The sequence below is a fragment of the Nocardia sp. NPDC006044 genome (assembly GCF_042871115.1).
GTDB lineage: Bacteria > Actinomycetota > Actinomycetes > Mycobacteriales > Mycobacteriaceae > Nocardia.
In genome coordinates this window covers 565167-590691 of the sequence record NZ_JBIAID010000005.1, presented here as the reverse complement: position 1 = coordinate 590691, position 25525 = coordinate 565167, and the positions used below count along the sequence as shown (strand labels likewise).

The following is a 25525-nucleotide window of genomic DNA, read 5'->3' as shown; positions in this document are numbered from 1 at the left end:
CGTGTGGTTGCGCCGGTCTGGGCCGACATCGAGGGGGTGGGGCAAAGATCGAACGATCATCGGTACCGTCGAGATAATGCTGACTCCGACTGCCGATCGACCGACGCGCGTCGCCAGGGCCGCCGTGTTCACGGTGTTCGGCCTGAACGGGTTCCTGCTGGCCATGTGGGTCGTGCACATTCCGCCGATCACCGATCGGACCGGCGTAGCGAAATCGACGCTCGGGATGTTCATCCTGCTGATGGCCGGCGCGGGCATCGTCGGCATGCGCATCGCCGGCCCGCTCGCCGACCGATTCGGCAGCCGGACACTGGTCGCCGCCGCAGCGGTCATCGCGTCGGTCGCGGTCATCGGTCCCGGTCTCGCGACCGGGCCGGTCGGCCTGGCGATCGCGCTGGCCTGCTTCGGTTTCGGCAACGGCGCGCTGGACGTGTCGATGAATACCCAAGCGGTGCACGTGGAACGGGCGTACGGACGGCCGATCATGGCCGCCTTTCACGCGCTGTTCTCCGGTGGCGGACTGCTCGGGTCGCTGCTGGGCGCCGCCACCCTGCGCGCCGGACTGGACATTCGAATAACGTTGAGCCTCGCGGCAATCGGCTGCGTGGCATTGACCTGTGCCGCCCTGCCGCGGCTGCTGCGCGACGCCGACCCGAAGCCTTCGGTCGCCGAGTCGCTCCCCGACGGCGCCGAGCCAACGGACCACGTCGCCACCGACGCCCGTGCGCACCGCCGAAAAGTATTGGCGCTGGCCATGATCGCCTTCGCCGTCCTGCTCACCGAGGGCGTCGCCGGCGACTGGAGCACCTTGCAGATGCGCGAGCACCTGGACGCCGACGCGGCCACCGCCGCACTGGCTTTCGGCGCGTTCTCGGTCACGATGACCGCGGGGCGGCTCGCCACGGACCGGGTGAGCGGCGCCTTCGGCCGGGTCGCCGTCGTCCGCTACGGCATGCTCGTCTCGGCGCTCGGCCTGACCCTGATCCTGGTATCTCCGTGGATCCCGCTGACCCTGCTCGGCTGGGGCTTGACCGGCCTCGGCCTGTCCGGCAGCGTCCCGCAGATCTTCACCGCCGCAGGCAATCTCGGCTCCGGCAAGGCCGCGACCGACATGTCCCGGGTGTTCAGCGTCGGCTATCTCGGCCTGCTCGCCGGCCCGGCCGTGATCGGCTGGCTGACCGCGGTGGTCCCCCTGACCACCGCGATCGCCGTGCCGTTGCTCGCGGTGCTGGTGTGCTGCCGCTATGCCGGGGTCGTCGCCCCGGCCCGCACCGAATCGGCTTGAGCCGCCGCTACTTCGGTGGCAGCAGGCACAGCGTGATCGGGTCCGGCTTCGGATAGACGATGGTGCTGTCCGCGCCGTACTTCGCGCCGCAGGCGGATTTGTCCGCCGAACCGGTGACCACGCGGCCGATCTTGTAGTCCGCGGTCGCGGTGCACGCCACCTTGGTGCTGGCGCCGAGCGGACTGCTGTGCACGCAGTCGCCTTCCTTCACGTTGAGGCGCAGGCAGAGCGTGTATTCGTTGCGGCCGGTCTGGTAGTAGCTGGCGTAGTCCTTGGTCGCGCAGTCCTTGTTCGCGCCGTCGATCCGTTGCGCGACCACATAATTGGCCTCCGGATCGGAGCATTCCTTGGTGGCGAACTCCGCCTTGAACGTGGTGCCGGACAGCTTCGCGCACTCGCCGATCGCGACCTTGTCGCCGTCCGGGCGCATCAGCACGGCGACGCCGACGAGCAGGCCGATCGCGACCAGGACGGCGATCCCGATGCCGATGAATTTGCCTTTGCCGCCGGAACGCGACGGCGGAGCGGGCGGAAAGTTGCCGGGCGGGAAGCCGGGTTGCCCGGGCGGGAAACCACCCGGCGGGAAACCACCGGGCGGCGGAAATCCGTTGTTCGGATAGCCGGGTCCGTTGTTCGGATAGCCGGGTCCGTTCTGCGGATAGCCGTATCCCGGCTGCGGTGGATACCCCTGCGGCCCCGGCGCCTGCGGATAACCCGGCGGCGCGTAACCCGGCCCCCCGGGTTGCCCCGGGTACGGATAGTTCGGCGGTGGTGTGGTCATGGATTCCCCTCCCCAGGGTTCACGCAGCTCCACCGCGCGGGGCGGCGGACGAACCCACAGAATCTAGCCGATCGATCGGCATTCCGTGCGGTCGCCGATTGCCGACTGCGTCACAGGTAGAGGCCGGAATTGAGCGGATCTTCGCGGACCGAGCGAATCTTGCTGTCGCCGTCGCGCAGCGCCACCAGTTCGGCCAACGTCGCGCCGTCCGGGCAGGCGGCGTCGGCCGGGGTGCCGGGGCGGCGTTCCCTGGCGAGCCAGGCCGCCGACTCGGCGGGCGAGAGCCGGCCGACCTCGAGCTGGGCCAGGCAGCGACCCGGCCGGGTGACCGCGGGGTGCAGCCGGGAGAGGTCCTCGTTGGTGGTGATCGCGACCAGCACGTCCCGGCCCTGGCCGAGCATGCCGTCGGTCAGGTTGAGCAGCCGCGAAAGGCCCTGACCGGCGGTCTCTTTCGCCTCGCCGCGGATCAGCTCGTCGCAGTCCTCCAGCACCAGCATGCGCCAGCGCTTGGTGCCCTCGTCGCCGTCGACGCCGGCCGCCACGTCCATCAGGTAGCCGGGCTTGCCGAACATCACCTCGGGGTCGAGCACACAGTCGAATTGACACCACGGCGCCCAGGTCCGGGCGAGTGCGCGCAGCGCGGTGGTCTTTCCGGTGCCCGGCGGTCCGTGCAGCAGCACCAAGCGGCCGCGCACGTCGGCCGCGGTCAATCCCATCAGCCGATCCAGCGCGGTCGCGACGTCGCCGGGATAGTTGCCGCGGATGGCGGGCCACTCCGGCGCCGAGATGGCGTGCCCCCGCCGCTGCGGCCCGTGCCCGCCCATGTGCCAGAAGCCCATCTCGATGGTCTCGCCGACCTCCGGCTGCGCGGCGGCGCCTTTGATCGCCTCGGCGAGTATCGCGGCGGCCAGTTCGTCGGTCTCGGCGGTGACCTCGACCATCGCCGAACCGCCCGACCATTTCATCGCGCGCAGCGACCACCCTTGCCCGACCACCAGGGTCGCGAGGCTGTCGTCCTCGCGCACCGACCGCACCACCCGGCCGTGCTCCGGGCGCAGCGGCGCCTCCGGATTGATCCGCTCGAAGCGCGCGATGTGCGCGCACGGTTGATCGCCGCGCAGGAACGGGGCCACCGCGAGCGCGTCGATCGTGTCCCGGGTGGTGTAGGCGGAATCGACGGTGACAGCCCACGGGAGCCGCTCGGCGAGATCGGCCGAGGGCTCGCTCGGGTCGATCAACCGAAGAGACTCGTTACGTGCGGACACCTGGAGCATGATCAGGGTTGCCGACCCGCCGTGTCCAGCAGATTAAATCGCGGACGATCATCTCCCGACCTCACGCAGGCATATCGTGGTCGGCTCCGGCGTCGAATAGACCAGGCCCCATTGTGCCCTGGTGTCGCGGCCGCACAGCAGGCGATCCATGGCGCCGGGGACGATCCTGCTCACCCGGTAGCTGCGCGGCGCGCAGGGCGTCTTCCGGCTGACGAACCCCGGCAGGTCCTCGAAGCAGTCGCCCTCGACCGCGTTGAGCGTCAGGCACAACCGGTAACCGTCCGGCCCGGCCGTCTTGTAGTAGGCGTAATCCGCGCTCGGGCAGGCGTCGACGTCGTTGTCCACCCGCAGTGCCACCCGGTAGTTGGCCTCCGGGTCGGTACACGCGACCTGCGCGAGTTCGGCGGCACTGGTCGTGCCCCACACCTTCGCGCAGCTCCCGGCGGTGATCTTCGCTTCGCCGGGAGCCGATTTCATATTGACCACGACGCCGACGACCAAGCACACCAGCACGCCGACGACGAGCACGGCGAGCTTCAGGATCCACCGCGCGCGCCACGGCTTCCGGCGCACCGGCACCACGACCTCGAGACCCGTTGCGCCCTCACCGGTTTCGGCAGGCGGCGGAAAGCCCTGCGACATAGCTGTTTCCCCCTGAGGCGATTAGGTCCAGAAGAAACTATCTCACGATCGAAAACGACCCCCCGCCCCTGATCGGCGGAGGGTCGTTCGGTTGAATCTGTCTGCCTTACAGCGCCTTCAACTCTTCGGTGACCGCGCCGACGGACTTCTTCGCGTCGCCGAACAGCATGGAGGTGTGATCGGCGTAGAACAGCGGGTTGTCGATGCCGGCGAAGCCGGAGTTCATCGAGCGCTTGAGCACGATGACGCTCTTGGCCTGGTCGACGTTGAGCACCGGCATGCCGTAGATCGGGCTGCTGGCGTCCTCGCGGGCGGCCGGGTTGGTGACGTCGTTCGCGCCGATCACCAGGGCGACATCGGTCCGGCCGAATTCGCCGTTGATGTCGTCCATTTCCTTGAGTGCGTCGTAGGAGACCTCGGCCTCGGCCAGCAGCACGTTCATGTGACCGGGCATGCGTCCGGCGACCGGGTGGATGGCGTACTTGACCTCGACGCCCTTGGCCTCGAGCAGGGCCGCCATCTCCTTGACCGCGTGCTGGGCCTGAGCCACGGCCATGCCGTAACCCGGGACCACGATGACCTGGTTGGCGTAGGCCATCTGGATCGCGGCGTCCGCGGCGGAGGTGGCCTTGGCCTGCTTGGCCTCGCCGTCCCCGCTCGCGCCGGGAGCCGTTCCGCCGCCGCCGAATCCGCCCGCGACGATGGCCGGGATGGAGCGGTTCATCGCCTTGGCCATCAGGTTGGTCAGGATGGTGCCGGACGCGCCGACGATCATGCCTGCCACGATCATCGCGGTGTTGTTCAGCGCCAGACCCGCTGCGGCGGCGGACAATCCGGTCAGCGCGTTGAGCAGCGAGATGACCACGGGCATGTCCGCGCCGCCGATCGGCAGCACCACCGCGAGGCCGAGCACGCCGGCCAGCACGAGCACCGCGATCATCCACAGTTGGGAGACACCGTCATTGGTGGCGCCGACGCCGATCACCACGGCCGCGGCGATCGCGCCGATCAGCAGCAGCAGGTTCAGCGGCTGCTGCAGCTTGCCCAGCCCGAGCGGGCGACCGGGCAGGATCTCCTGCAACTTGCCGAACGCGATCAGCGAGCCCCAGAACGAGACCGAACCGATGATCGCGGCGAACAGCGAGCCGACCACGATGTGCACGGTCGGCTCTTCGTCGAAGTGCGAAAAGCCTTGGCTGTTGATGAATTCCGACCACGCGATCAACGCGACCGTGCCGCCGCCGACGCCGTTGAACGCGGCGACCAGCTGGGGCATGGCGGTCATCTTGGTGAACTTGGCCGGTGGCACGCCCAGGGCGATACCGACCACCAGACCGGCGACGATCAGGATCCAATTGCTGGTGTGGCGCACCGAGATCAGCGTCGCGACCACGGCGATGAACATGCCGACCGCCGCGATCAGGTTGCCGCGCACCGCGGTCTTCGGGCCGGTCAAGCCCATCAGGCCGTAGATGAACATGCCGAAGGCGATGATGTAGAGCCCGTTGACCAGGTAGCTCACATTGTCGAAGGTATGCATCACGCTGCTCCGTCTTGTCGCTGCGCAGGCTGCGCTCCTGCTGCCTTCACTGGGCCTGCCGCCTTCTTGCCCTTGAACATGCCGAGCATCCGGTCGGTCACCACGAAACCACCGATGACATTGAGGGTTCCGAACACGACGGCGACGAACAGGATGATCTGGGTCAGGATCGACGGATCCTGCACGTTGCCCAGGGTGACCAGCGCGCCGAGCACGACGATGCCGTGAATGGCGTTGGTACCGGACATGAGTGGGGTGTGCAGGGTGTTGGGCACCTTGGAGATGACGGCGAACCCGACGAACCCGGAGAGCACCAGGATCGCGATGTTCGCGAGGAGTTCGGTGTACATCAGGCTTCCACGCTTCCGCTTGTCGGCTCGCTCGGCAAGCCTCGCTCGTGTGTCACGCAGGAATCGGCGAGCACCTGATCACTGAAGTCCGGTGCGAGCTTTCCGTCGACCAGCATCAGTTCCAGCAGCGCCGAGATGTTCTTCGAGTACAGCTCGCTGGCGTGCTCGGGCATGGTGGCGGGCAGGTTCAGCGGCGAGGCGATGGTCACCTCGTGCTTGACCACGACCTCGCCGGGTTCGGTGAGTTCGCAGTTGCCGCCGGTCTCCCCGGCCAGGTCGACGATCACGCTGCCGGGCTTCATGCCCTCCACCGCGGCGGCGGTCACCAGCCGGGGCGCGGGACGACCGGGGACCAGCGCGGTGGTGATCACCACGTCGAAGCCCTTGATCGCGTCCTCCAAAGCCTGCTGCTGCTTGGCCTTTTCCTCGTCGGTGAGTTCGCGGGCATAGCCGCCCTCACCGGCGGCGTCGATGCCGAGATCGAGCCACTGCGCACCGACCGAACGCACCTGATCGGCGACCTCGGGGCGCACGTCGTAGCCGGTGGTGCGGCCGCCGAGACGTTTGGCCGTGGCCAGCGCCTGCAAGCCGCCGACGCCGACGCCGAGCACCAGCACGGTCGCGGGCTTCACCGTGCCCGCCGCGGTGGTGAGCATCGGGAAGAAGCGGGTCGACTCGGACGCGGCCAGCAGGACGGCCTTGTATCCGGCGACATTGGCCTGCGAGGACAGCGCGTCCATCACCTGCGCGCGCGAGATGCGCGGGATCGCCTCGACCGCGAAGGCCTGCACCCCGGCTGCTTTCAGCTTGCCGATCTGGTTGTCCGCGTTGCGCGGGGCCAGGAAGCCGATCAGGGTCTGGCCGCCGGACAGCTTCGCCACCTCGGCGTCGCTGGGCGGGGCGACCTTGACGACCACCTCGGCCGACCACGGATCGCCGATCGTCGCGCCGGCCGCTTCGTAGGCGCTGTCGGGAATGAGCGCGCCGAGCCCGGCACCGGACTCGATCACCACCTGCACGCCCTGCTTCAACAGGGTCGGAATGATCTTCGGCACCAATGCGACACGTCGTTCGCCCGCGTTGGACTCGCGAACGACTCCGACACGCGCGCCGCGTGGCGACTCGTCGCCTACGCTCTGCGTTGTCTCCACTATGTCAGTTCCTTCTCGTGCTGAGCTTCAGGCATCAGATGGGACGACCGGACGATGTTACTTCGGAGTAAGGTCGCCCAAATCCTCGCAACTGTACCTGGCGCTTTGTGCGGAACGCTGAGACGCCCGTCACAGGATCATGCCTGATTCCGCCGGTTTGCCGGATTCTCCAGTTGGCTGCGGACGCTGTGGTCACCTCCCGCGCTGTCAGCTGTTCGGATGAGCGCCGGTACTGATGGTTGTCGCTGCGAGTGCGCTGAACAAGAGCGCACTCGGGGGTCCATTACTAACCCGTAGGTTCGACACCAGGTCAGGGCGCGGACGCGAGGCCGAAGAGTGACGTGCGTCATGCGCGAGTCGCGGTCGGGGGTGTTCCGCACGGCTCGTACGCCGTAAGGTCCTGCGGTGTGAACGACTGCGTCTTCTGCCGCATCGTGGCCGGCGAGGCCCCGGCGACGAAGGTATACGAGGACGACGTCCTCTGTGCCTTCCTGGATATCCGGCCCATCGCCCGCGGCCACACGCTCGTGGTGCCGAAACAGCACGCCACCGAACTCGAGGATCTCGACGCCGAACTGGGTGCGTACGTGTTTCGCGCCGGGCACCGGCTCGCGCTCGCCGTGCGGCGCAGCACGCTCGCCGCCGACGGCGCGAACCTGCTGCTCAACGACGGCACCGCCGCCTTTCAGACCGTCCCGCACGTGCACCTGCATGTGATTCCGCGCCGGCACGGCGACAAATTCCGCTTCGCCGCGGGCTTCATGCTGCGCAGGCCGCACGACACGCAGTCCACGGCGGCCGCCATCCGGGGCGGACTCGCGGCGCTGGAGCGCGACGAAAAGCCGGGTGCCGGTGGGAAACTGGGCAGGCAAGCCCCAGACGAAGGAGCGCAGGGATGACCGACCCGACACTGGACCGGACCGAGCTGTCCGCGCGCCTGTCCGAACAGTGGGACGCGATCGCCGCATTGGTCGCCGATATCGACGAAAACCAATGGCGCGCATCGACTTCGCTGCCGGGCTGGACCGTGTTCGATGTGGTCGCGCATGTCGTCGGCACCGAATCGTGGCTGCTCGGTGAGCGTCCGCCGCCGCACGACCCGATCACGGTGAAGACCGATGTGAGCACGCTGCCGCATGTGCGCAACGAGACCGGGGTGTTCAACGAGATCTGGGTGGACCGGCTGCGGCCGATGCCGGGCGCGCGGCTGCTGGACGTGTTCCGCGAGATCGTCGACCGCAGGCGGAAAGCCTTGGCCGCCATGGGCGACGAGGAATGGCAGGCGCTGACCCAGTCGCCGATCGGGCAGGTCAGTTATGGGCGGTTCATGCGGGTGCGGCTGTTCGACTGCTGGATGCACGAGCTCGACCTCGCGGATGCGCTGGGTGTCCAGGTCGAGGAGGGTGGACCGCGCGGGGAGCTGGCGTTCGCCGAATTCCTCGGCAGTGTGCCGCGTGTGGTGGTGAAAAAGGGTGAAGCGCCGGATGGTTCGCGGATCACGTTCACCTTGACCGGATCGCTGGCCAGGACGCTGCATATCCAGGTGGCGGGCCGGGCCGGTTATGTCGACTCGTTCGACGAGCCGGCCGATGTCGAAATCCGGCTGCCCGCCGAACTTTTCGTCCGCCTCGGCGGCGGGCGCACGACTGCCGACGAACACCTGGACGAGATCACCATCGGCGGGGACACCGAACTCGGGCAGCGGCTGGTCCGCAATCTGGCCTTCACGATCTGAGTCCGGGTGCGACTGTTCCTGTCCAGCTACCGGTTCGGGGCGCACTACGACCGGCTCGCGGCAATGGTCGGTGAGCCGGGGCGAGTTGCGTTGATCCCCAACGCCTGTGATGCCTGGCCGGAGATGTGGGCGGGGGCGGTCACCAGCGATACGGTGCCGCTGCGCAAGCTCGGCTACGCACCGGAGACCGTCGACCTGCGCGACTTCGTCGGCAACCCGGCGGAATTGGCACGCACACTGGCCGAGTTCCCGCTGCTGTGGGTGCGCGGCGGCAACACCTTCGTGCTGCGCGCCCAATTCGCTCGCAGCGGCGCCGATCTCGTGCTGCCCGAGCTGCTGGCCGCCGACGCGCTGGTGTACGCGGGCTACAGTGCGGGCGCCTGCGTGCTGACTCCGGATCTGCACGGGATCGAGACGGTGGACGATCCCGCCGAGGTCCTACCCACCTGCGGGATCGAACCGCAGTGGGACGGACTGGGTTTGGTCGACCGCGCGATCGTTCCGCATCTGGACTCCCCCACCGACCCGACCGGCGAATGCGGTGCGCTCGCCGAGTCCTATCGTGCGGCAGGCGTCGCGCACTGGGCGCTCACCGACGACGACGCGATCATCGTCGACGGCGACCGCATAGAAACGCTGATCGGTCGAGGGGGGTCATGAACGACCGCTAGGACCTCACGTGACATGAGGTGCGAGTTCGGGCTCGGGCACGCGGCGGAACACGACCCAGCGCATCGCGCTGTACATGTAGACCGCCTCGCACCCGCCCGCCAGCAGCCTGGCCAGGTGGTATTCGAGACCCAGGGCGGTCAGGCCGCTGCCGACGCCGAGGATGAACGCGACGTAGTTGATCGCGACGACCACGCCGTACACCGCCGCCTGCTTGCCGACCGGGGCGTGCGAATGGAAATTGAAGGTGCGGTTGAGCACGAAACTCAGGCCGAACGCGCAGATGTAGGCGACGGTGATCGACAGCCACACCGGCAGACCCCACCAGCCGTGGAAAACGGTCAGCAGCACCAGATCGACCGCGAAGGTGAAGCTGTTGATCAGCGCGAAGCCGAGGAAGGTCGGGGCGACAAGCCGGTTCAACCCCCACGGCAGCCATGCCACCACGGCCTCGCACCATCGGGTGAACCGGTCCGCGACCGTGTCGGTGGTTCTCGCCAGCTCGTGCACGCGGTCAGCCTGCCAGCGGCAGGTGTCCGCCAGGTGAACCCCGCCGCCGCGAGTATTCAGGCCGGAGCTGGGCGCGACAACGGCGCGTTGGTGACCGGCCGGTGATCAGGGAGGGCTCAGCCCGTCCGCGGGGAAGCTACGCATGTGCGTCCGAGATCAGTCAAGCGCCGCCAGCCGACACGGCTCGTCAGCTGATCTGGGCTGTGGAAGTCTCGGCGATGCCGCGGTCGAGTCCGGCCCAGGCGGTCAGGCAGCGCCGCTCGGTGACGTCGTCGGCCTCGGCGAGCAGCGTGTCGAGCAGTTCGCGTGGGTTGTCGCGCCACCGGGCGGTGAGATCTGCGAGGGTTTCCTTGCCGAAGATGCCCGAGCGGTCCAGGGCGGTCAGCCATTCGGCGTGGTCGCCGGCGTGGATGCGGCGCAGCACCGCCGGGTCGATGCCGCCCTCGACGAACTCGCTGGAGAACATCGCGGCGACCAGCTCGCGGCGACCGTGCGATTCGTCCTGCATCCGAACATCCCTCCGAGTTGTGTTGCGGCGCTGCGTGGATCTGCACAGCAGGTCGCGTCACACGAAATCCGGTGCCCCTCGTGTGGAACCGGGAGAACTCGCTGCCCCGAACAACGAACCTCTCCCGGCATTCTTATCCCGATCCCGCCCGAGCACCACTGTGGCAGCTGACATCACATTCGGTGGCTTGCGTGGCCTCGTCGCCCCGGCGGGCTAGCGTGGGGTTGTGGAGCTGCATGACCTGATCGACGGACTGCCCGATGGCGCCGTAGTCACCGACCCCGACCTGCTCGCGAGCTACCGGCAGGACTGGGCGCGCGATCCCGGCGCCGGAACACCGCTGGCCGTGGTCCGCGCGACCGGCACCGAGGATGTCGCGGCGACGCTGCGCTGGGCGCACGAGCGGCGAATCCCGGTGGTGCCGCGCGGCGCCGGCTCCGGACTGTCCGGCGGCGCCACCGCGGTGGACGGCGGTCTCGTGCTGAGCACCGAGCGGATGCGGGCGATCGCGATCGACCCGGTCACCCGGACCGCGGTGGTGCAACCCGGACTGTTGAACGCCGAGGTGAAGCGCGCGGTCGCCGAGCACGGGCTCTGGTATCCGCCGGACCCGTCGTCGTTCGAGATCTGCTCGATCGGCGGGAACGCGGCCACCAACGCGGGCGGTCTCTGCTGCGTGAAATACGGCGTGACAACCGATTACGTGCTCGGCATGGAGGTGGTGCTGGCCGACGGGACGGTGCTGCGGCTCGGCGGGCCGCGGCTCAAGGACTCGGCCGGGCTGTCGCTGACCAAGCTGTTCGTCGGCAGCGAGGGCACGCTGGGCATCATCACCGAGCTGACGCTGCGCCTGCTGCCCGCGCAACCGCCGCAGAGTACGGTCGTCGCGACCTTCGCCTCGCTGAGCGCCGCGGTCGACGCGATCCTCGCCATCACCGGTGAATTGCGGCCCTCCATGCTGGAATTCATGGACTCGGTGTCGATCAACGCGGTCGAGGACGAGTTGCGCATGGGGTTGGATCGCGGTGCCGCGGCATTGCTCGTCGCCCGTTCGGACGCGCCGGGCGAATTCGCCAGGCGGGAAGCCGAAATCATGGTCGCCGCCTGCGAAAAAGCCGGCGCGGCAGAGGTTTTCCATACCGAGGATCCCGAGGAGGGCGAAGCCTTCACGGCAGCAAGGCGTTTCGCCATTCCGGCGGTGGAGAAGCTGGGCACTCTCTTGCTCGAGGATGTCGGTGTCCCACTGCCGAGACTGGGCGATCTGGTCACCGGCGTCGCCGCGATCGCCGAACGCAACGACGTGATGGTCTCGGTGATCGCGCACGCCGGCGACGGCAACACGCACCCGCTCATCGTGCACGACCCGGACGACGCCGCCATGACCGAGCGCGCGCACCGCGCGTTCGGCGAGATCATGGACCTGGCGATCGCGCTCGGCGGCACCATCACCGGGGAGCACGGCGTCGGACGGCTGAAGAAGGCCTGGCTGCCCGATCAGCTCGGCGCCGACGTGATGACCCTGACCCACCGGATCAAAGACGCGCTCGACCCGAACGGCATCCTCAACCCAGGCGCAATTCTCTAGTCCACGGAACATTCCCGATCGCGAAGGAGTTTGACCAGATCATGACCACCAGGCTCGAGCACAACGTCGACGACACCCGGTTCGAGATATATCTCGACGACACCCTCGCCGGCTATGCCGACTACGCCCAGCGCGACGATCCTAAAGTGCGCGATTTCCATCACACGATGACCTTCCCGGAATTCCGCGGTCGCGGCGTCGCCGCCCAGGTGGTCGAATTCGCGCTCGAGGACTCCAGGAAGAACGGGTACTCCGTGGTCCCCACCTGCTGGTACGTCGAGAAGTACATCAGCGAGCACCGCGAATACGCCGACCTGGTCGGCTGATTTCCGGGTCACCACGCGGTGACCCGCTTGCCCTCGTAGCCCAATGGCAGAGGCAACGGATTCAAAACCCGTCCAGTGTCAGTTCGACTCTGACCGAGGGCACCACTATCGGCGGCTATTCCGAGTCGCGGTAACCGGGATGCACGCCCGGCGACAACTCTCGCGCGGCGACGAGACGATCGAGTAGGTCGGCGAATTGCCGATACTCGGTGTCCGACAGCGCCGAGGTCAGTTCCGCTTCGTGGGCTACCGCCACGGCGGCCAGGCGGGCCAGCAGCTCGCCCGCGGCCGGCGTGAGATGCAACTCGTGATTGCGGCGGTCGGTCGCGCTGCGACGACGTTCGACGAACCCCTTGCTGTCCAGCGGATCGATCAGGGCGACCACCCGGCTGGGGACGACGCCGAGCGCGGCGGCGAGCGAGCGCTGACTGCGACCGGGTTCGGCGGCGATCATCCGCAGAATGCCGACTTCCGGTGGGGTGAGCCCGATTTCGGCAATGCGTTCGGAAAAGCGCTGCGTCGCGTGCGCACCCAGCTGGGCAAGGCCGAAGGACACCGCGCGCATCGGGCGCGCCTGCTCGACAACCTCTTGCTCCGATTCGGCCACGCGGCTATCGTACCCATCGGATAATCGTTCACATGAGAGAATGATTCATAGTCAAGAACGGACTGACATGGCGCTTTCAGCACCAACTCCCCTGGACAGACCGGCGATACGCCTCGAACCACCGCTAGGCTTGCTCTCGGCCGTCGCCGCCGGGCTGTTCGTGGCCGGGCTCGTGCTCAGCACGGTTCTGGCCGGCGGAAGCCCGTTTCCGTCGCCGTTCGGATCGGCCGACGACGCGCTCGCCTACTTCCGCGATCATCCCGGCGCCGTCCGCACCGGCGCGGTGCTGCAATTCGCCAGCGCCATCCCGCTGGTCTTGTACGCGGCGGGCGCTACCGCGCGGGTGCGGCGGATCGCCGACGGATTCGCCCCGGCACTCACGCCGATCGGCGGCACGCTCGCCGCGGCCTTCCTGATCTGCTCCGCCGTGGTCAGCTGGGTGCTCACCGTGCCGGAGGTGGTTACCGACCCGGCGCTGGTCCGCGCCCTGCACACCCTCGCGTTTCTGTGCGGTGGACCCGGCAACGTCGTGGCGACCGGCCTGTTCATCGCCGGGATCGCGCTCAGCGCACTGCCGCAGCGGCGGCTCGCGCCGTGGCTGCTGACCGCGGGGCTGGTGATCGCGCTCATCGCGCTGGGCACCACCGCGTCGCTGACCGTCACCGCCGCCGCCTTTCTCCTGCCCATCGCCCGCTTCACCGGGATGGCCTGGCTGATCGCCGCGGGCTTCCTGCTGCCCCGCGCATAGCCCTATCCCGGAAGGAACATCATGAACACCCAGATGGCGGCCAAGCTGGCCCGATTCCAGCGGCCCGAACTGTCGCTACCGTTCCTGCACAACGTCGAAAACGCCCATATCGCGGCGCTGTTCGGACTCACCGCCGACGAATATCACTCGCTGCGTGCGGAATTCAACGGACAGGCGCGTACGGCGGCGGCCGGACTGCTCACCGAGGCGTGGGTCGCGGGCCAGGTCGATCGACTGCCCTTCGCGGCCGGCGACCACGTGGTCGCCCTCGGCGAGAGCAGCACCGCCGATCGGCTGTCCTGGTTCGAGATCCTGCGGCACCTGCTCGAGCTGCGGCGACCGGGCGACGGAATCACCCTCACCAATCTGGCCGTCTCCGGGGCGACGACCACCCAGACCTTGAAAAGCATTGCCGCGCTGGGCTTCCGGCGGCCGGACTGGGTGCTGTGCCAGCTCGGCGCCAATGACGCGCAACGCCTCGGCAGCGACGGGCCACGCGTGGTCAGCGCCGAAGAGACGGCACGCAACCTGAGCCTGCTGCACGACGAGGGTGTGCGGCTGACTGACGCACGCTGGATCTGGGTCACCCCGCACGATATGGACGAGTCGCTGATCGCCGCCTATCCACCCTTCCAGCAGGCGCAGATCAGCTGGCGCACAAAGGATCACGAGCAGACCGCACAACTATTACTCGACCGGCCGGAACCCGCCGTCGACGTCCTCGCGGTCACGCACCCTCGCCCGGGCCTGTTCGAACCCGACGGTGTCCACCTCTCGCCGGAGGGTCAGGTCGTCGTCGCCCGCACCGTCGTGTCCGCGCTCGCCGAAATATCCGGATAGGCAACGAGAAGGCGGTGCCGAGAACGAATCTCGGCACCGCCTCAACTGTCGATCAGGCTACTCAGCGAAGCAGCGCGCGGGACATGACCAGACGCTGGATCTGGTTGGTGCCCTCGTAGATCTGGGTAATCTTGGCGTCGCGCATCATCCGCTCCACCGGGAAATCGGTGGTGTAACCGGCGCCACCGAACAGCTGAACGGCGTTGGTGGTCACCTCCATCGCGACGTCGGAGGCGAAACACTTTGCGGCAGCGGAGATGAAGCCGAGGTTCTTCTCGCCGCGCTCGGCGCGGGCGGCCGAGGTGTAGACCATGAGGCGGGCCGCCTCGATCTTCATCGCCATGTCGGCGAGCATGAACTGGGTGTTCTGGAAATCGGCGATCGCCTTGCCGAACTGCTTGCGGTCCTTGGTATAGGCGATGGCCGCGTCGAGCGCGCCCTGGGCGAGGCCGACGGCCTGCGCGCCGATGGTCGGGCGGGTGTGGTCCAGGGTCTGCAGCGCGGTCTTGAAGCCGGTGCCCGGCTCGCCGACGATGCGGTCACCCGGCACCCGGCAGTTCTCGAAATACAGTTCCGCCGTGGGGGATCCCTTGATGCCGAGCTTGTGCTCGAGCGGGCCGACCACGAAACCCTCGTCGTCCTTGTGCACCAGGAACGCCGAAATGCCGTTGGCGCCCTTGTCCGCGTCGGTCACCGCCATGACGGTGTACCAGGAAGACTTGCCGCCGTTGGTGATCCAGCACTTGGAGCCGTTGAGGATCCAGTCGTCGCCCTCCTGCTTGGCCCGGGTGCGCATGCTGGCGGCGTCGGAACCGGCTTCGCGCTCGGACAGCGCGTAGGAGGCCATCTCGCCGTTGACGATGTCGGCGAGCACCTTCTGCTTGAGCTCTTCGGAGCCGTTGAGGATCAGTCCCATGGTGCCGAGCTTGTTGACCGCGGGAATGAGCGAGGAGGAACCGCAGACGCGAGCGACCTCTTCGATCACGATGCAGGTGGCCACCGAGTCGGCGCCCTGGCCGCCATAGGCCTCCGGCACGTGCACCGCGTTGAAGCCGGCGGCGTTGAGCGCGGTCAGCGCCTCCTCCGGGAAGCGGGAGTTGCCGTCGACGTCCTTGGCGTGCGGCGCGATCTCCTTCTCCGCCAGACCGCGGATGGCCGCACGCAGTTCGTCGTGGAAGTCCTCGAGCTTGAACAGGTCGAAATCGGGGTTTCCCGCCATGGGGCTCACTCCTGGTCGTCGGTACATGTCGGCACTCAGTGCCACACCGTTCTCAAGTATACGCCCAGGAATAGCCGCAACGTGCGGATACTTCCTGGCACTCAGTGTCAGATTGGTCGCACTGACCTTGATCAAAGACTACCGAGTTTGCGGGCCACGAGATCGGCGACCTGCCGGGGTGGGGTGTCGCGCGGAAACACCGCGAGCACCAGTTCGTCGACCGGGCGGCGGGGCGTGCCGCGCGGGATCGCGGCCAGTTCGACGCGCAGGTCCGCGGCTCCCGCGTCCGACTCGCCGCGCACCATGCGACGCAGCAGGTAGTTGTGTGTCGCGGTCACCGCGGCCGTGTACTGCACCCGCGCCAGATCCGGCACCTCCGGCAGCCGATCCCGCAGGTAGTCGGTGAACAGCCGCTCGTACCGGAACACCGTCACGATCTCCCGCTCACGCAAGGCGGGCACCCGCCGCACCACCTGATACCGCCGCGCCGCGATCTCCCGCCACTGGGTGAACCGCTCGAACACCTGAACCACGGCCTCGCACACCGTCTCCCACGGATCCCCCGGCTCCCCCGCCAGAAACTCCGCCGCCTGCGCCAACTGCGACTCGTGATCGGCGAAGATCACATCCTCTTTCGACCGGAACTGCCGGAAGAACGTCCGCCGCGATATCCCCGCAGCCTCAGCGATCTCATCGACAGTCGTCGCCTCATACCCCTTCTCGGCGAACAACCGCAACGCCTGATCGACCACCGTCAGCCGAAACCGCGTGTTGTCGTCCCCGCTACGAGGCCGGATGTCACCAGTAGTCACACCCTCACCGTAGCGAGACGGCCCCGCCCGCCAAGGTGGCGCGGCACCCTTTCGAATATTTCGCATGTTTCGTATCGAGGACTACCTCATGCGGCACCCCACAGAGCAGAACATCGAGGTCATGCAGGAGCACCCCGGCGAGGAGGCATTGGTCCTGCCCCGCGAAGCCGTCAGCCTGCTGGCGTTCATCCTGGCGCAGGCGGCCGAAGGTCGAGGCGTATCGGTAGTCCCCTCGCATGCCGAGCTCACCACGCAGCAGGCGGCAGACATGCTGAACGTCTCCCGGCCTTACGTGGTCGCGCTGTTGGAGGGCGGCGAGATCCCGTTTCGGCTGGTCGGTAGGCACCGACGAGTCAGGTACGAAGATCTCAAGGCATACCAGCTGCAGCACGAGGCGAAGAGCAAGAACGCGGCTGACGAACTGGCCCGGCTGGGCCAAACCCTGGACATCTGAGCACGACCCTCACACCGATGTAGCGCGCCACCGGAATCGAGTCGAGTCAAAGGGTCGCGAGATGATCTTCAAAAGCGACCATTTGACTCGACTCAACAGGCCAACAACCTTTTGACTCGGCTCGATGAAGAAAGATCTCGAGAACAGCACCACAGCCGGTCCCCACGCCGACAACCCTCGCCTCCGCCGACCCAAGCTGCGGGAGAGAAGGCCGGGGACCCCACCTGACGTGCTCAGCACTATCCGGGCATCCCCTGTGCCAGGCCGTAAAACCCGCGAACCGGTTACTCCGGGACGTCTCTAAGTGCACGCACCGAAACGGGGACACCGGCAAACCCTGAGGGATGTGCACCTACCCCGTGAGGACCTCCCGGCTTGTCCCAACGTGACCTGATGAGGGAAAGCTGAAGACCTACCCTGGTTTTCACTGGAGTAGTGCTGGGCACGTCGTCTGCCGTACCCGGCTTTAGGCGCATGTCAGGATGCGCGGCGTCGAGTTCCGACGTGGTCATCGGGCTGTGGTTGCGTCACGGAATTCTTCGAAGAGATGGCCTGGTGCTCGAACGCTGAGGAGCTGCCCAGGTTTCGCCTGAAGTAGTGCTGAGCACGTCTGCCGTACCCGGCCTACCTCCGCGGTGAAGGCGCGCGACCTCGGGTTCCATCGTATCCATCTGCCGCGGTGGGGTGGTCGAGGGTTCTTCGCACAGCTGCTTCCTCCTTCACATACCCGTTGCCTGGTCGAGGGGCATGCGAAAGATGAAGCATGTGTGTGAGGTTGGCCCTGTCTGTCGCTTGGTCTGCCGCGGCGCAGGTCTTGTTAGGGCTCCGTAGTTTTGCCCAGCTCTTCAGCTGCGGGCGGATTTTGTTGTGTACATGGCAATTTGGTGTTGGATGCCGAATACGTGGGGTGTGCGCGTTTACGGCGGGTGTGCACGTTCGGAGTGTGTACTGCTGTGGCGCAGCAGGCTTCGGGTCAGCCGAGGAGTTTGGTGCGGAGGGCTTGGTCTTTTTCGAGGACCATCTTTTCGAGGCCGGTTTGGAAGTGTTCCATGCGGGTGCGGAGGGTGGGGTCGTGGGCGGCGAGGATGCGGACGGCCAGGAGGCCGGCGTTGCGGGCGCCGCCGATGGAGACGGTGGCTACGGGGACGCCGGCGGGCATCTGGACGATGGAGAGGAGGGAGTCCATGCCGTCGAGGTATTTGAGCGGGACGGGGACGCCGATCACCGGGAGGGGGGTGGCGGAGGCGACCATGCCGGGGAGGTGGGCGGCGCCGCCGGCACCGGCGATGATGACCCGCAGGCCGCGGGCGGCGGCGTCCCGGGCGTAGTCGAGCATGCGCTGCGGCGTGCGGTGGGCCGAGACGACGCCGACCTCGAAGCGAATGCCGAACTCCGCCAACGCTTCCGCGGCGGCCTCCATGGTGGGCCAGTCGGAGTCGCTGCCCATGATCAGGCCGACCTGCGGGCCGGTCACGTCGTGCTCACTCATGCGGATCCCATCCATCGGTCCATACCGCGCGCGACATCCACTGCGCGGCTCGTTCGGCCTTCTCCCGCACCACGGCGACATCGTCACCGAGGATGTTGATGTGCCCGATCTTGCGGTCGGGGCGTTCACCCTTGCCGTACATGTGCACCTTGGCGTCGGGCATCCGCGCGAACAGGTGGTGCAGGCGCTCGTCCATCGACATGGCGGGCGTCTCGGCCGCGCCGAGAATATTGGCCATCACGGTGACCGGGGCCAGCGGGCTGGTGTCGCCGAGCGGGTAGTCCAGCACCGCGCGCAGATGCTGCTCGAACTGCCCGGTGCGGGCGCCGTCCATGCCCCAGTGCCCGGAGTTGTGCGGGCGCATCGCGAGCTCGTTGATCAGCAGCGTGCCGTCGTGGGTTTCGAACAGCTCCACCGCCATCGCCCCGACCACGCCGAGTTCCTTGGCCAGGTTGAGCGCGAGCCCTTCGGCCGCGGCGGCCAGATCGTCGTCGAGGTCCGGCGCGGGCGCGATCACCACGGCGCACTGACCGTTGCGCTGCACGGTCTCCACCACCGGCCAGGTCGCGGCCTGCCCGAACGGCGAGCGGGCCACCATCGCGGACAGTTCGCGTTTCAGGTCGACCTTCGCCTCGGCGAGCAGCCGCACGCCGTGCGCGAGCTGAGCGGTCACGATCGCGGTCGCCTCGTCGGCCGACTCCGGCATCCACACCCCACGACCGTCGTAACCACCACGTACCGCTTTGAGCACGATTCGCCATTCGTGCTCGTCACCGAACCGCACCGCCTCGGCCACCTCGGCGACCGGAGTGAACGCCGGAATCGGCAGGCCGAGCTCGGCCAGTTTGACCCGCATGGCCAGCTTGTCCTGCGCGAAGATCAGCGCCCCCGGCGGCGGCTGCACGTTCACACCCTCGGCGACCAGCGCCTCGAGGTGCTCGGTCGGCACGCCCTCGTGATCGAAGGTCAGCGCGTGCGACCCGACGGCGGCCTTGCGCAGCGCGGTCAGATCGTTGTGGCTGCCGAGTACCACCTCGGGGCTGACCTGGGCAGCAGGATCGTCTGGATTTTCCGCGAGGACGCGTAGCCGCTGGCCGAGCGCGATCGCGGCCTGGTGCGTCATGCGCGCCAACTGGCCACCGCCGATCATGGTGACGGTGGGCATAACGGAGGGATCGAAGGACCGGCCAGAGCTCACGTTCGACAATATTGTCATAACCGGCGGAAATACCCATCAGCGGGAGCCGCTGACCGAATTGTCCCCACTAGCGGCCCGCATCCGCACGACCCGGGGCGCCACCTCCGGGTAGCGGTACACTCGGCCCCGTGTCATTCGTCGACGACGTGGTGAGCGTCCTTCCCAAGCCGCTCGCGGAGATCGCGTACCGGCATCGGGAACTGATCAAGTTCGCCATCGTCGGTGCGACGACCTTCGTGATCGATAGCGGCATTTTCTACGCGCTGAAATGGACCGTGCTTTCCGAGAAGCCGGTGACCGCCAAGATTATTTCCGGTGTCATCGCGGTGATCGCGTCCTACATCCTGAATCGCGAATGGTCGTTCCGCAATCGCGGCGGCCGGGAACGCCATCACGAGGCGCTGCTGTTCTTCGGCGTCAGCGGTGTCGGCGTCGTGCTCGCGTTCATTCCGCTGTGGATCTCCAGTTACGTCTTCGACCTGCGCCAACCCGACGTGAGTTTCACCGTCGAGAATGTCGCGGACTTCATCAGCGCGTTCATCATCGGCAATCTCCTGCAGATGGCCTTCCGCTTCTGGGCGATGCGCCGCTGGGTGTTCCCGGACGAGATGAACGAGATCGCCGCCGAATTCGAGGATCTGGTCGAAGAGGAATTCCGGCGTAACTGAACGGCTCACCGCGGCTCGGTGACCACCACGTTCTGCGTGCGATACGCCGACGATCCGAGGAATACCGCGAACAACGCCGGCCTGCGCCGCTGCAATTCGAGCCGCCCGCCGTCGGCCTCCACCAACGCCCGGGCCAGCGCCAGGCCAACACCGGTCGAGCCGCCCGCGGAGAACCCGCGATCGAAGATGTGCGGCGCGAGTTCGTCGCGCACCCCGTCGCCCTCGTCGGCGACCTCCACACACACCAGCGGGTCCCGGTCGACCCCGGGTCGCACAGTGCGCACCGAGACCGTGCAGGTCCCGCCGCCATGCATCAGCGCGTTGTCGACGAGCACCGAAACCGCCTCGCGCAGCCGTGATCCGGTGATCGGCGCGAGCAACGACTCGTCCCCGGTGAGCTTCAGCGCGCGACCCTTCTCGGTGAACGGATGCGTCCATTCGGCGACCACGCCGCGCAATTCCGCCATCACCGGCACCGGATCGAGGTCGGCCGCGTCCTCGTCGCGCGAGGCGCGAACCAGGTCGTCGATGGCATCGGTGAGCCGATCGACCTGCGCCATCGCCTCCTCGGCCTCGTGCACCACCTCTTGGTCGGCATGCGTGGACAACTCGTCCAACCGCAGCCGCACCGCGGTCAACCGGCTGCGCAGCTGATGGGAAACGTCCGCGACCAGGGCATGTTCGCGCTGCAACCGACCGGCGATCTCCACCGTGGCCGAGTCGAGCACGTCGGACACCCGATCGAGTTCGGAAATGCCGTGCCTGCGCGGATCCGGCCGGAAGTCCCCCATCGCCAGCCGCGCGGCCCGCGCCGCCACATCGCGCAACGGATCGGCCACCCGGCGCGCGGTGATCACCGCCACCGACACCGCCGCGCCGAGCGAGGCCAGCACCGCCAGAGCCACCACCGCGACCGCCTGACGCTGCCTGGCGTGCATCGGCGCCGAGGGCACCTCCAGGCGCAGCGACCCCTTGGTGCCCATGGACAGCGACTCGACCAGGGGGTCGGAAACCTGGTCCACGCCGACGTCCATGCGCGAGGCATTGTCGTGCGGCGCCGGATAGATGATGGTGAGCTTGCCGTCCTGCGGTAGCAGCGGCTGCACCGAGCGGGTGTCCAGCTCGCCGAGCACCATGCCGTCGCTCTGTTCCTGCACGATGATCGCGGTGGCGATCCGCTCGAGTTTGCTCTGCAGGTCGTCGCGGGTGATGTCCTCGACCCACAGCCAGGCCGTGTAGATCAGCGGCAGGCCGAGCACCACCGTGGTGAGGGTCAGCACGGTGAGCATGGACCGCAAGATTCTGCGCCGCACGTCAGTAGGTGTCTTCCGCCAGGTCCGGCCCCGACCCGCTCATGCTGCACCTTCTGCGCATGAGCGGGGGGCCTGCGTGGTCACACAGGCTGCCGCCTCCGGCCCTGACCCGCTCATGCTGCACCTTCTGCGCATGAGCGGGGGGCCTGCGTGGTCACACAGGCTGCCGCCTCCGGCCCTGACCCGCTCATGCGGTGTTCAACCTGAACCCGACGCCGCGCACGGTGACGATGCGCCGCTCAGCCATCGGGCCCTCGTCGCCGATCTTGCGCCGCAACCAGGACATGTGCATGTCGAGGGTCTTGGAGCCGCGCAGTTCGGCGTCGCCCCAGACCTCGCGCAGGATGGTCTCGCGCGGCACCACCTGGCCCGCCCGATCGATCAGCACCTTCAGCAACTCGTATTCCTTGTTCGCCAAGCCGATCTCGACGCCGTTCACCAGCACCCGGCGTGCGGCCGGTTCCAGCCGGATGCCGCCGACCTCCACCGTGTCGTCGCCGATCCCGCTGCGCCGCAACAACGCTCGTACCCGGGCGAGCAGCTCGGCGAGGCGGAACGGCTTGCCGACGTAGTCGTCGGCGCCCGCGTCCAGCCCGACGACGAAGTCGACCTCGTCCGTGCGCGCGGTGAGCATCAGCACGGCCAGGTCGGCGCCGCGGGCGCGGACCTGGCGGCACACCTCGAGCCCGTCCATGCCGGGCAGGCCGAGGTCGAGAATGAGCAGATCGTGGTGGCCCTCCAGGGCCCGCTCGAGCACGGCGGGCCCGAAGCGCTCGACGGTCACCGAGTACCCCTCGCGTCCCAGGGCGCGCGACAACGGCGCGGCAATCGCCTCGTCGTCTTCTGCTAGCAGTACGGCCGTCATATGCCCAGGTTAACGGGCTTACCCGTTACCCGCCCCCTACCCCTCATCCGTGATGGCTCATTCATCGGTACTCGCCGTACTCGCCCCTGTGCTCGCCGCGTCCGTTATCTCCGTTTTCCACATCGAAGACTTGGTGATACATCAGCGCGTGCACCTTCTGCACCGCCGGGATGTCGTCGAACTCGAGCGGCTCCGACGAGGACGATTCGATGATCAACGTGCCGGTGCCGAGCATCCGGTCGAACAACCCGTGCCGGAACTGCACGCTCGAGATGCGGCTCATCGGAATGTCGATGCCGGTGTGGGTGAGCACACCCTGCCGGACCAGCACCCGCCGGTCGGTGATGATGAAATGCGTCGACTTCCAGCTGAGAATTGGTGCGACACAACGCCACACGACGATGATCAGCCAGACGGCCAGCACCGTGATCAGCAGTGCCGTGCGTGCCGTCCCCTCGGCCTTGCGCGAAGCGAGTCCCCCTGCGAAACCGGCGAGCGCGGTGATGACGATCAACGTCACGATCGGCCAGAACAACATCTTCCAGTGCGGATGACGGTGCAGGATCAGCTGCTCTTCCGGCGCAAGCACATCCTCCGGATAACCCATGGGCGGAACACTACCGCGTGAAGATGCCGAAATGCCGGACACCGGACCGCGTCGTGCTGCACAATCGTCTGCCTGCGTGTGCCGAAACCGCGCATGGAGTTCTCCGCTCGATCTGGCTCGAACGCTCTGTCGCCAAGCAGTTCTGCTCGAACAAGTCGCCGATTACGACCGTGGAGGAATGTGTGACCAAGGACTTGACCCAGCTGGAAATCCTCACCGAATTGCAGCCCGTCGCCGAGCAGAATCTCAACCGGCACCTGGCGCTGGCCAAGGACTGGCACCCGCACGATTACGTCCCGTGGGACGAAGGCCGCAATTTCGCCGCGCTGGGCGGGCAGGACTGGGCGCCGGAGCAATCCAAGCTGAGCGAGGTGGCCAAGGTCGCCATGATCACCAACCTGCTCACCGAGGACAACCTGCCCTCCTACCACCGCGAGATCGCGGAGAACTTCTCCCGGGACGGCGCGTGGGGCACCTGGGTCGGCCGGTGGACCGCCGAGGAGAACCGGCACGGCATCGCCATCCGCGACTATCTGGTGGTCACCCGCGGCGTCGACCCGGTCGCCCTGGAACAGGCGCGGATGATCCACATGACGAACGGGGTTGCCGCACCGGACAACTGGGGCGGATTCATGGAGAGCGTCACCTACGTGACGTTCCAGGAGCTGGCCACCCGGGTGTCCCACCGCAATACCGGCCGGGTGTGCAACGACGCGATCGCCGACCGCATGCTGCAACGCATCGCCGCGGACGAGAACCTGCACATGATCTTCTACCGCAACATGTGCGGTGCGGGACTCGATCTGGCGCCGGATCAGGCGATGATGGCGATCACCAAGATCCTCACCCACTTCATCATGCCCGGCGCGGGCATGCCCAACTTCCGCCGCAATGGCGTCCTGATGGCCAAGCACGGCATCTACGACCTGCGCCAGCACCTGGAGGACGTGGTCGCGCCTGTGCTCAAGCAGTGGAACATCTTCGAGCGCAACGACTTCGGTCCGCGCGGCGAGCAGGCCCGCGAGGAACTCGGAGTATTCATCGAACGGCTCGAACAGGACGTGCTGAAGTTCGAAGAACAACGCGACCGCATGTTCGCCCGCGAAGCCGCGAAGTCCGCGCTGCAACCCGCGTAACCGCCAACAGCCGCACACCTTCTGATTTCTCGCACCGCGATTCTCGTGCGGACACGCGTGCGGAAAATCAGAAGGTTTGCGGCTGTTTCGTTTTCAGTATTCGGCGCGCAGGTGGGTGACGTCGCCGGCGGAGACCGGCTGGTCGCCGATCAGCAGGCGGCCCGCGTCATCGATGTCGGTGGCGATGCCGGTCAGGGTGCGGCCGCCGGGTAGTTCGGCGCGCACCTGTGCGCCCAGCGTCGCGCACCGCTCGCGGTAGGCGGCGGCGAGATCGGTTGTCCGCCAGTCCGCGTCGCGCCAGGCGGTGAAGCGACGGGCGAATTCGGTCAGCATCGACCGGACGATCTGCGTGCGGTCGGTGTTCTCCGCACCCGCGATGGTCAGCGAAATGGCATGCGGCACCGGCAGTTCCGCCTCGGTGAGGCTGACGTTCAGCCCCATGCCGATGACTACCGCCGGCGCGTCGTTGCCGGTCGCGACCTCCGCGAGGATGCCCGCGACTTTGCGGCCATCGATCAGCACATCGTTGGGCCACTTGAGGTTCGCGTCCACACCGGCGGTCGCGCGCAGTGCGTCCACCACGGCGATGCCGGTGAGCAGCGGCAGCCAGCCGAGCACCGCGGGCGCGATCCCGTCCAGTCGCACCAGCAGCGACATCGAGATCTGTGCCCGCGGCGGGCTGACCCAGGTGCGTGCGTGCCTGCCGCGCCCTTGCTCCTGCGCCTCTGCAAGGAGTACCGCGCGGTCGGCGGCTGGTTCGCCGGCGCGCGCGATCAGGTCCGCGTTGGTGGACCCGGTCGACTCCACCACCTCGATGTGGCGGAAGAACGACAGCTCGGGCAATTCGGTGAGACTGCGCCGCAACTGCTCTGCATCCAAAGGAGACCTGGTCACAGGGGCAGGCTACTTGGTGCGCGGCGGCCTGCCGGACAAGGTCGTCGCGGGACTAACCGACGAGGATGTACATCTCGTCACTCGGCGCGCGGGCCGCACCGTCGGCGCCTTCGCCGTCCCCGTGCGTGGCCTCGCTCCGGTAGTCCGGATCCAGGATCGTCGGCTCCGGCTCGAACCGATGACAGCTCGTCCATGACGCCGCGGCCGCGTATTCCGCGACGGTTTTGCTCCATTCCCACATATCTGGGCCCCTCCCCCTGAGCACGAAAACTGGACTCCTCCAGGCTAACTGGCCACCCACGTGGATTGATACCGATTT

At 67.5% G+C, this 25525-nt stretch carries 28 protein-coding genes, 1 tRNA gene and 1 pseudogene; 12 read left to right on the top strand and 18 right to left on the bottom strand.

All coding sequences use genetic code 11. The annotated features are described in order from the left end of the window. The first annotated feature begins 76 nt into the window (after positions 1–76). On the top strand, positions 77–1285 hold the full coding sequence (locus ACFYO1_RS38840; protein ID WP_387242929.1) for an MFS transporter: 1209 nt from the start codon (positions 77–79) through the stop codon (positions 1283–1285). A 7-nt stretch (positions 1286–1292) separates the two neighbouring features. On the opposite strand, the gene ACFYO1_RS38835 is transcribed toward ACFYO1_RS38840, so the two are convergent. The 6 genes from ACFYO1_RS38835 to ACFYO1_RS38810 form a co-directional block, all read right to left on the bottom strand. Beyond that, positions 1293–2066: a hypothetical protein gene (locus ACFYO1_RS38835; protein WP_387242926.1), complete on the bottom strand. Its 774-nt coding sequence runs from the start codon at positions 2064–2066 to the stop codon at positions 1293–1295. A 110-nt stretch (positions 2067–2176) separates the two neighbouring features. Continuing rightward, entirely contained in the window at positions 2177–3340 is a 1164-nt protein-coding gene (locus ACFYO1_RS38830) for a DUF5925 domain-containing protein (RefSeq protein WP_387242923.1), read from the bottom strand. 48 nt (positions 3341–3388) lie between these two features. Continuing rightward, positions 3389–3982 (bottom strand): hypothetical protein, encoded by a 594-nt coding sequence (locus tag ACFYO1_RS38825; protein WP_387242920.1) that lies wholly within the window; start codon positions 3980–3982, stop codon positions 3389–3391. 106 nt (positions 3983–4088) lie between these two features. Further along, a complete protein-coding gene (locus ACFYO1_RS38820; RefSeq protein WP_387243198.1) occupies positions 4089–5504 on the bottom strand; it encodes an NAD(P)(+) transhydrogenase (Re/Si-specific) subunit beta in 1416 nt (471 codons plus the stop codon). A 17-nt stretch (positions 5505–5521) separates the two neighbouring features. Beyond that, positions 5522–5872, bottom strand: a complete 351-nt coding sequence (locus ACFYO1_RS38815; protein ID WP_387242917.1) for an NAD(P) transhydrogenase subunit alpha — start codon at positions 5870–5872, stop codon at positions 5522–5524. Then, entirely contained in the window at positions 5872–7023 is a 1152-nt protein-coding gene (locus tag ACFYO1_RS38810; RefSeq protein ID WP_387242914.1) for a Re/Si-specific NAD(P)(+) transhydrogenase subunit alpha, read from the bottom strand. Before ACFYO1_RS38810 ends, ACFYO1_RS38815 begins: the two co-directional genes overlap by 1 nt. Before the next feature lie 407 nt (positions 7024–7430). Between ACFYO1_RS38810 and ACFYO1_RS38805 the strand changes: the two genes are divergently transcribed. From ACFYO1_RS38805 to ACFYO1_RS38795, 3 genes are read left to right on the top strand one after another with little or no spacing between them, the layout of a single operon-like run. Further along, positions 7431–7922, top strand: coding sequence for an HIT family protein (locus ACFYO1_RS38805; protein ID WP_387242912.1), 492 nt, complete (start codon positions 7431–7433; stop codon positions 7920–7922). Further along, on the top strand, positions 7919–8758 hold the full coding sequence (locus ACFYO1_RS38800; protein ID WP_387242909.1) for a maleylpyruvate isomerase family mycothiol-dependent enzyme: 840 nt from the start codon (positions 7919–7921) through the stop codon (positions 8756–8758). Before ACFYO1_RS38805 ends, ACFYO1_RS38800 begins: the two co-directional genes overlap by 4 nt. A gap of 6 nt (positions 8759–8764) precedes the next feature. Next, on the top strand, positions 8765–9418 hold the full coding sequence (locus ACFYO1_RS38795) for a Type 1 glutamine amidotransferase-like domain-containing protein (RefSeq protein WP_387242906.1): 654 nt from the start codon (positions 8765–8767) through the stop codon (positions 9416–9418). A 15-nt stretch (positions 9419–9433) separates the two neighbouring features. Here the strand turns inward: ACFYO1_RS38795 and ACFYO1_RS38790 are convergent, their stop codons facing one another. After that, complete coding sequence (locus ACFYO1_RS38790; RefSeq protein WP_387242903.1) at positions 9434–9937, bottom strand: GtrA family protein; 504 nt, start codon at positions 9935–9937, stop codon at positions 9434–9436. 187 nt (positions 9938–10124) lie between these two features. Beyond that, entirely contained in the window at positions 10125–10445 is a 321-nt protein-coding gene (locus tag ACFYO1_RS38785) for a hypothetical protein (RefSeq protein ID WP_387242900.1), read from the bottom strand. 226 nt (positions 10446–10671) lie between these two features. On the opposite strand from ACFYO1_RS38785, the gene ACFYO1_RS38780 reads away from it, so the two are divergent. The 3 genes from ACFYO1_RS38780 (at position 10672) to ACFYO1_RS38770 (ending at position 12461) form a co-directional block, all read left to right on the top strand. Beyond that, positions 10672–12030, top strand: a complete 1359-nt coding sequence (locus tag ACFYO1_RS38780) for an FAD-binding oxidoreductase (RefSeq protein ID WP_387242897.1) — start codon at positions 10672–10674, stop codon at positions 12028–12030. Positions 12031–12071: 41 nt separating this feature from the next. Beyond that, a complete protein-coding gene (locus ACFYO1_RS38775) occupies positions 12072–12356 on the top strand; it encodes a GNAT family N-acetyltransferase (RefSeq protein ID WP_387242894.1) in 285 nt (94 codons plus the stop codon). A gap of 29 nt (positions 12357–12385) precedes the next feature. Further along, a tRNA-Leu gene (locus ACFYO1_RS38770) sits at positions 12386–12461 on the top strand. A 10-nt stretch (positions 12462–12471) separates the two neighbouring features. On the opposite strand, the gene ACFYO1_RS38765 is transcribed toward ACFYO1_RS38770, so the two are convergent. Next, positions 12472–12963 (bottom strand): MarR family winged helix-turn-helix transcriptional regulator, encoded by a 492-nt coding sequence (locus ACFYO1_RS38765; protein WP_387242891.1) that lies wholly within the window; start codon positions 12961–12963, stop codon positions 12472–12474. Positions 12964–13093: 130 nt separating this feature from the next. On the opposite strand from ACFYO1_RS38765, the gene ACFYO1_RS38760 reads away from it, so the two are divergent. Both ACFYO1_RS38760 and ACFYO1_RS38755 read left to right on the top strand, forming a co-directional pair. Further along, positions 13094–13711, top strand: a complete 618-nt coding sequence (locus ACFYO1_RS38760) for a hypothetical protein (protein WP_387242888.1) — start codon at positions 13094–13096, stop codon at positions 13709–13711. Positions 13712–13732: 21 nt separating this feature from the next. Beyond that, on the top strand, positions 13733–14551 hold the full coding sequence (locus tag ACFYO1_RS38755; RefSeq protein ID WP_387242885.1) for an SGNH/GDSL hydrolase family protein: 819 nt from the start codon (positions 13733–13735) through the stop codon (positions 14549–14551). Between the two features lie 61 nt (positions 14552–14612). Here the strand turns inward: ACFYO1_RS38755 and ACFYO1_RS38750 are convergent, their stop codons facing one another. Continuing rightward, entirely contained in the window at positions 14613–15770 is a 1158-nt protein-coding gene (locus ACFYO1_RS38750) for an acyl-CoA dehydrogenase (protein WP_150408003.1), read from the bottom strand. Positions 15771–15901: 131 nt separating this feature from the next. After that, complete coding sequence (locus ACFYO1_RS38745; protein WP_387242881.1) at positions 15902–16582, bottom strand: TetR family transcriptional regulator; 681 nt, start codon at positions 16580–16582, stop codon at positions 15902–15904. A gap of 64 nt (positions 16583–16646) precedes the next feature. Between ACFYO1_RS38745 and ACFYO1_RS38740 the strand changes: the two genes are divergently transcribed. After that, positions 16647–17036 (top strand): helix-turn-helix domain-containing protein, encoded by a 390-nt coding sequence (locus tag ACFYO1_RS38740; RefSeq protein ID WP_387242878.1) that lies wholly within the window; start codon positions 16647–16649, stop codon positions 17034–17036. Between the two features lie 973 nt (positions 17037–18009). Here ACFYO1_RS38740 and purE read toward each other — a convergent pair. After that, positions 18010–18525 (bottom strand): 5-(carboxyamino)imidazole ribonucleotide mutase, encoded by a 516-nt coding sequence (gene purE / locus ACFYO1_RS38735; protein WP_387242875.1) that lies wholly within the window; start codon positions 18523–18525, stop codon positions 18010–18012. Continuing rightward, positions 18518–19690, bottom strand: a complete 1173-nt coding sequence (locus ACFYO1_RS38730) for a 5-(carboxyamino)imidazole ribonucleotide synthase (protein WP_387243195.1) — start codon at positions 19688–19690, stop codon at positions 18518–18520. The genes purE and ACFYO1_RS38730 overlap by 8 nt, the downstream gene beginning before the upstream one ends. Positions 19691–19851: 161 nt before the next feature. Here ACFYO1_RS38730 and ACFYO1_RS38725 point away from each other — a divergent pair. Beyond that, positions 19852–20376: pseudogene (locus ACFYO1_RS38725) on the top strand (GtrA family protein); the annotation flags it as partial. A gap of 20 nt (positions 20377–20396) precedes the next feature. On the opposite strand, the gene ACFYO1_RS38720 reads toward ACFYO1_RS38725, so the two are convergent. From ACFYO1_RS38720 to ACFYO1_RS38710, 3 genes are all read right to left on the bottom strand, one after another. Next, positions 20397–21704 carry a sensor histidine kinase gene (locus ACFYO1_RS38720; protein ID WP_387242871.1) on the bottom strand — a complete coding sequence of 436 codons (1308 nt, stop codon included), beginning with the start codon at positions 21702–21704 and terminating at the stop codon, positions 20397–20399. Between the two features lie 187 nt (positions 21705–21891). Continuing rightward, positions 21892–22569 carry a response regulator transcription factor gene (locus tag ACFYO1_RS38715; protein WP_378717306.1) on the bottom strand — a complete coding sequence of 226 codons (678 nt, stop codon included), beginning with the start codon at positions 22567–22569 and terminating at the stop codon, positions 21892–21894. Positions 22570–22630: 61 nt separating this feature from the next. After that, positions 22631–23176 (bottom strand): PH domain-containing protein, encoded by a 546-nt coding sequence (locus ACFYO1_RS38710; protein WP_387242867.1) that lies wholly within the window; start codon positions 23174–23176, stop codon positions 22631–22633. A 182-nt stretch (positions 23177–23358) separates the two neighbouring features. Here ACFYO1_RS38710 and ACFYO1_RS38705 point away from each other — a divergent pair, with 182 nt between their 5' ends. After that, positions 23359–24312 (top strand): acyl-ACP desaturase, encoded by a 954-nt coding sequence (locus ACFYO1_RS38705; protein WP_387242864.1) that lies wholly within the window; start codon positions 23359–23361, stop codon positions 24310–24312. 93 nt (positions 24313–24405) lie between these two features. Here ACFYO1_RS38705 and ACFYO1_RS38700 read toward each other — a convergent pair whose 3' ends face one another. Both ACFYO1_RS38700 and ACFYO1_RS38695 read right to left on the bottom strand, forming a co-directional pair. Continuing rightward, positions 24406–25206, bottom strand: coding sequence for a biotin--[acetyl-CoA-carboxylase] ligase (locus ACFYO1_RS38700; protein ID WP_387242861.1), 801 nt, complete (start codon positions 25204–25206; stop codon positions 24406–24408). A gap of 52 nt (positions 25207–25258) precedes the next feature. Beyond that, the gene (locus ACFYO1_RS38695) at positions 25259–25447 is read right to left on the bottom strand and encodes a hypothetical protein (protein WP_387242858.1); all 189 of its coding nucleotides are present in this window, start codon (positions 25445–25447) and stop codon (positions 25259–25261) included. Positions 25448–25525 lie beyond the last annotated feature (78 nt).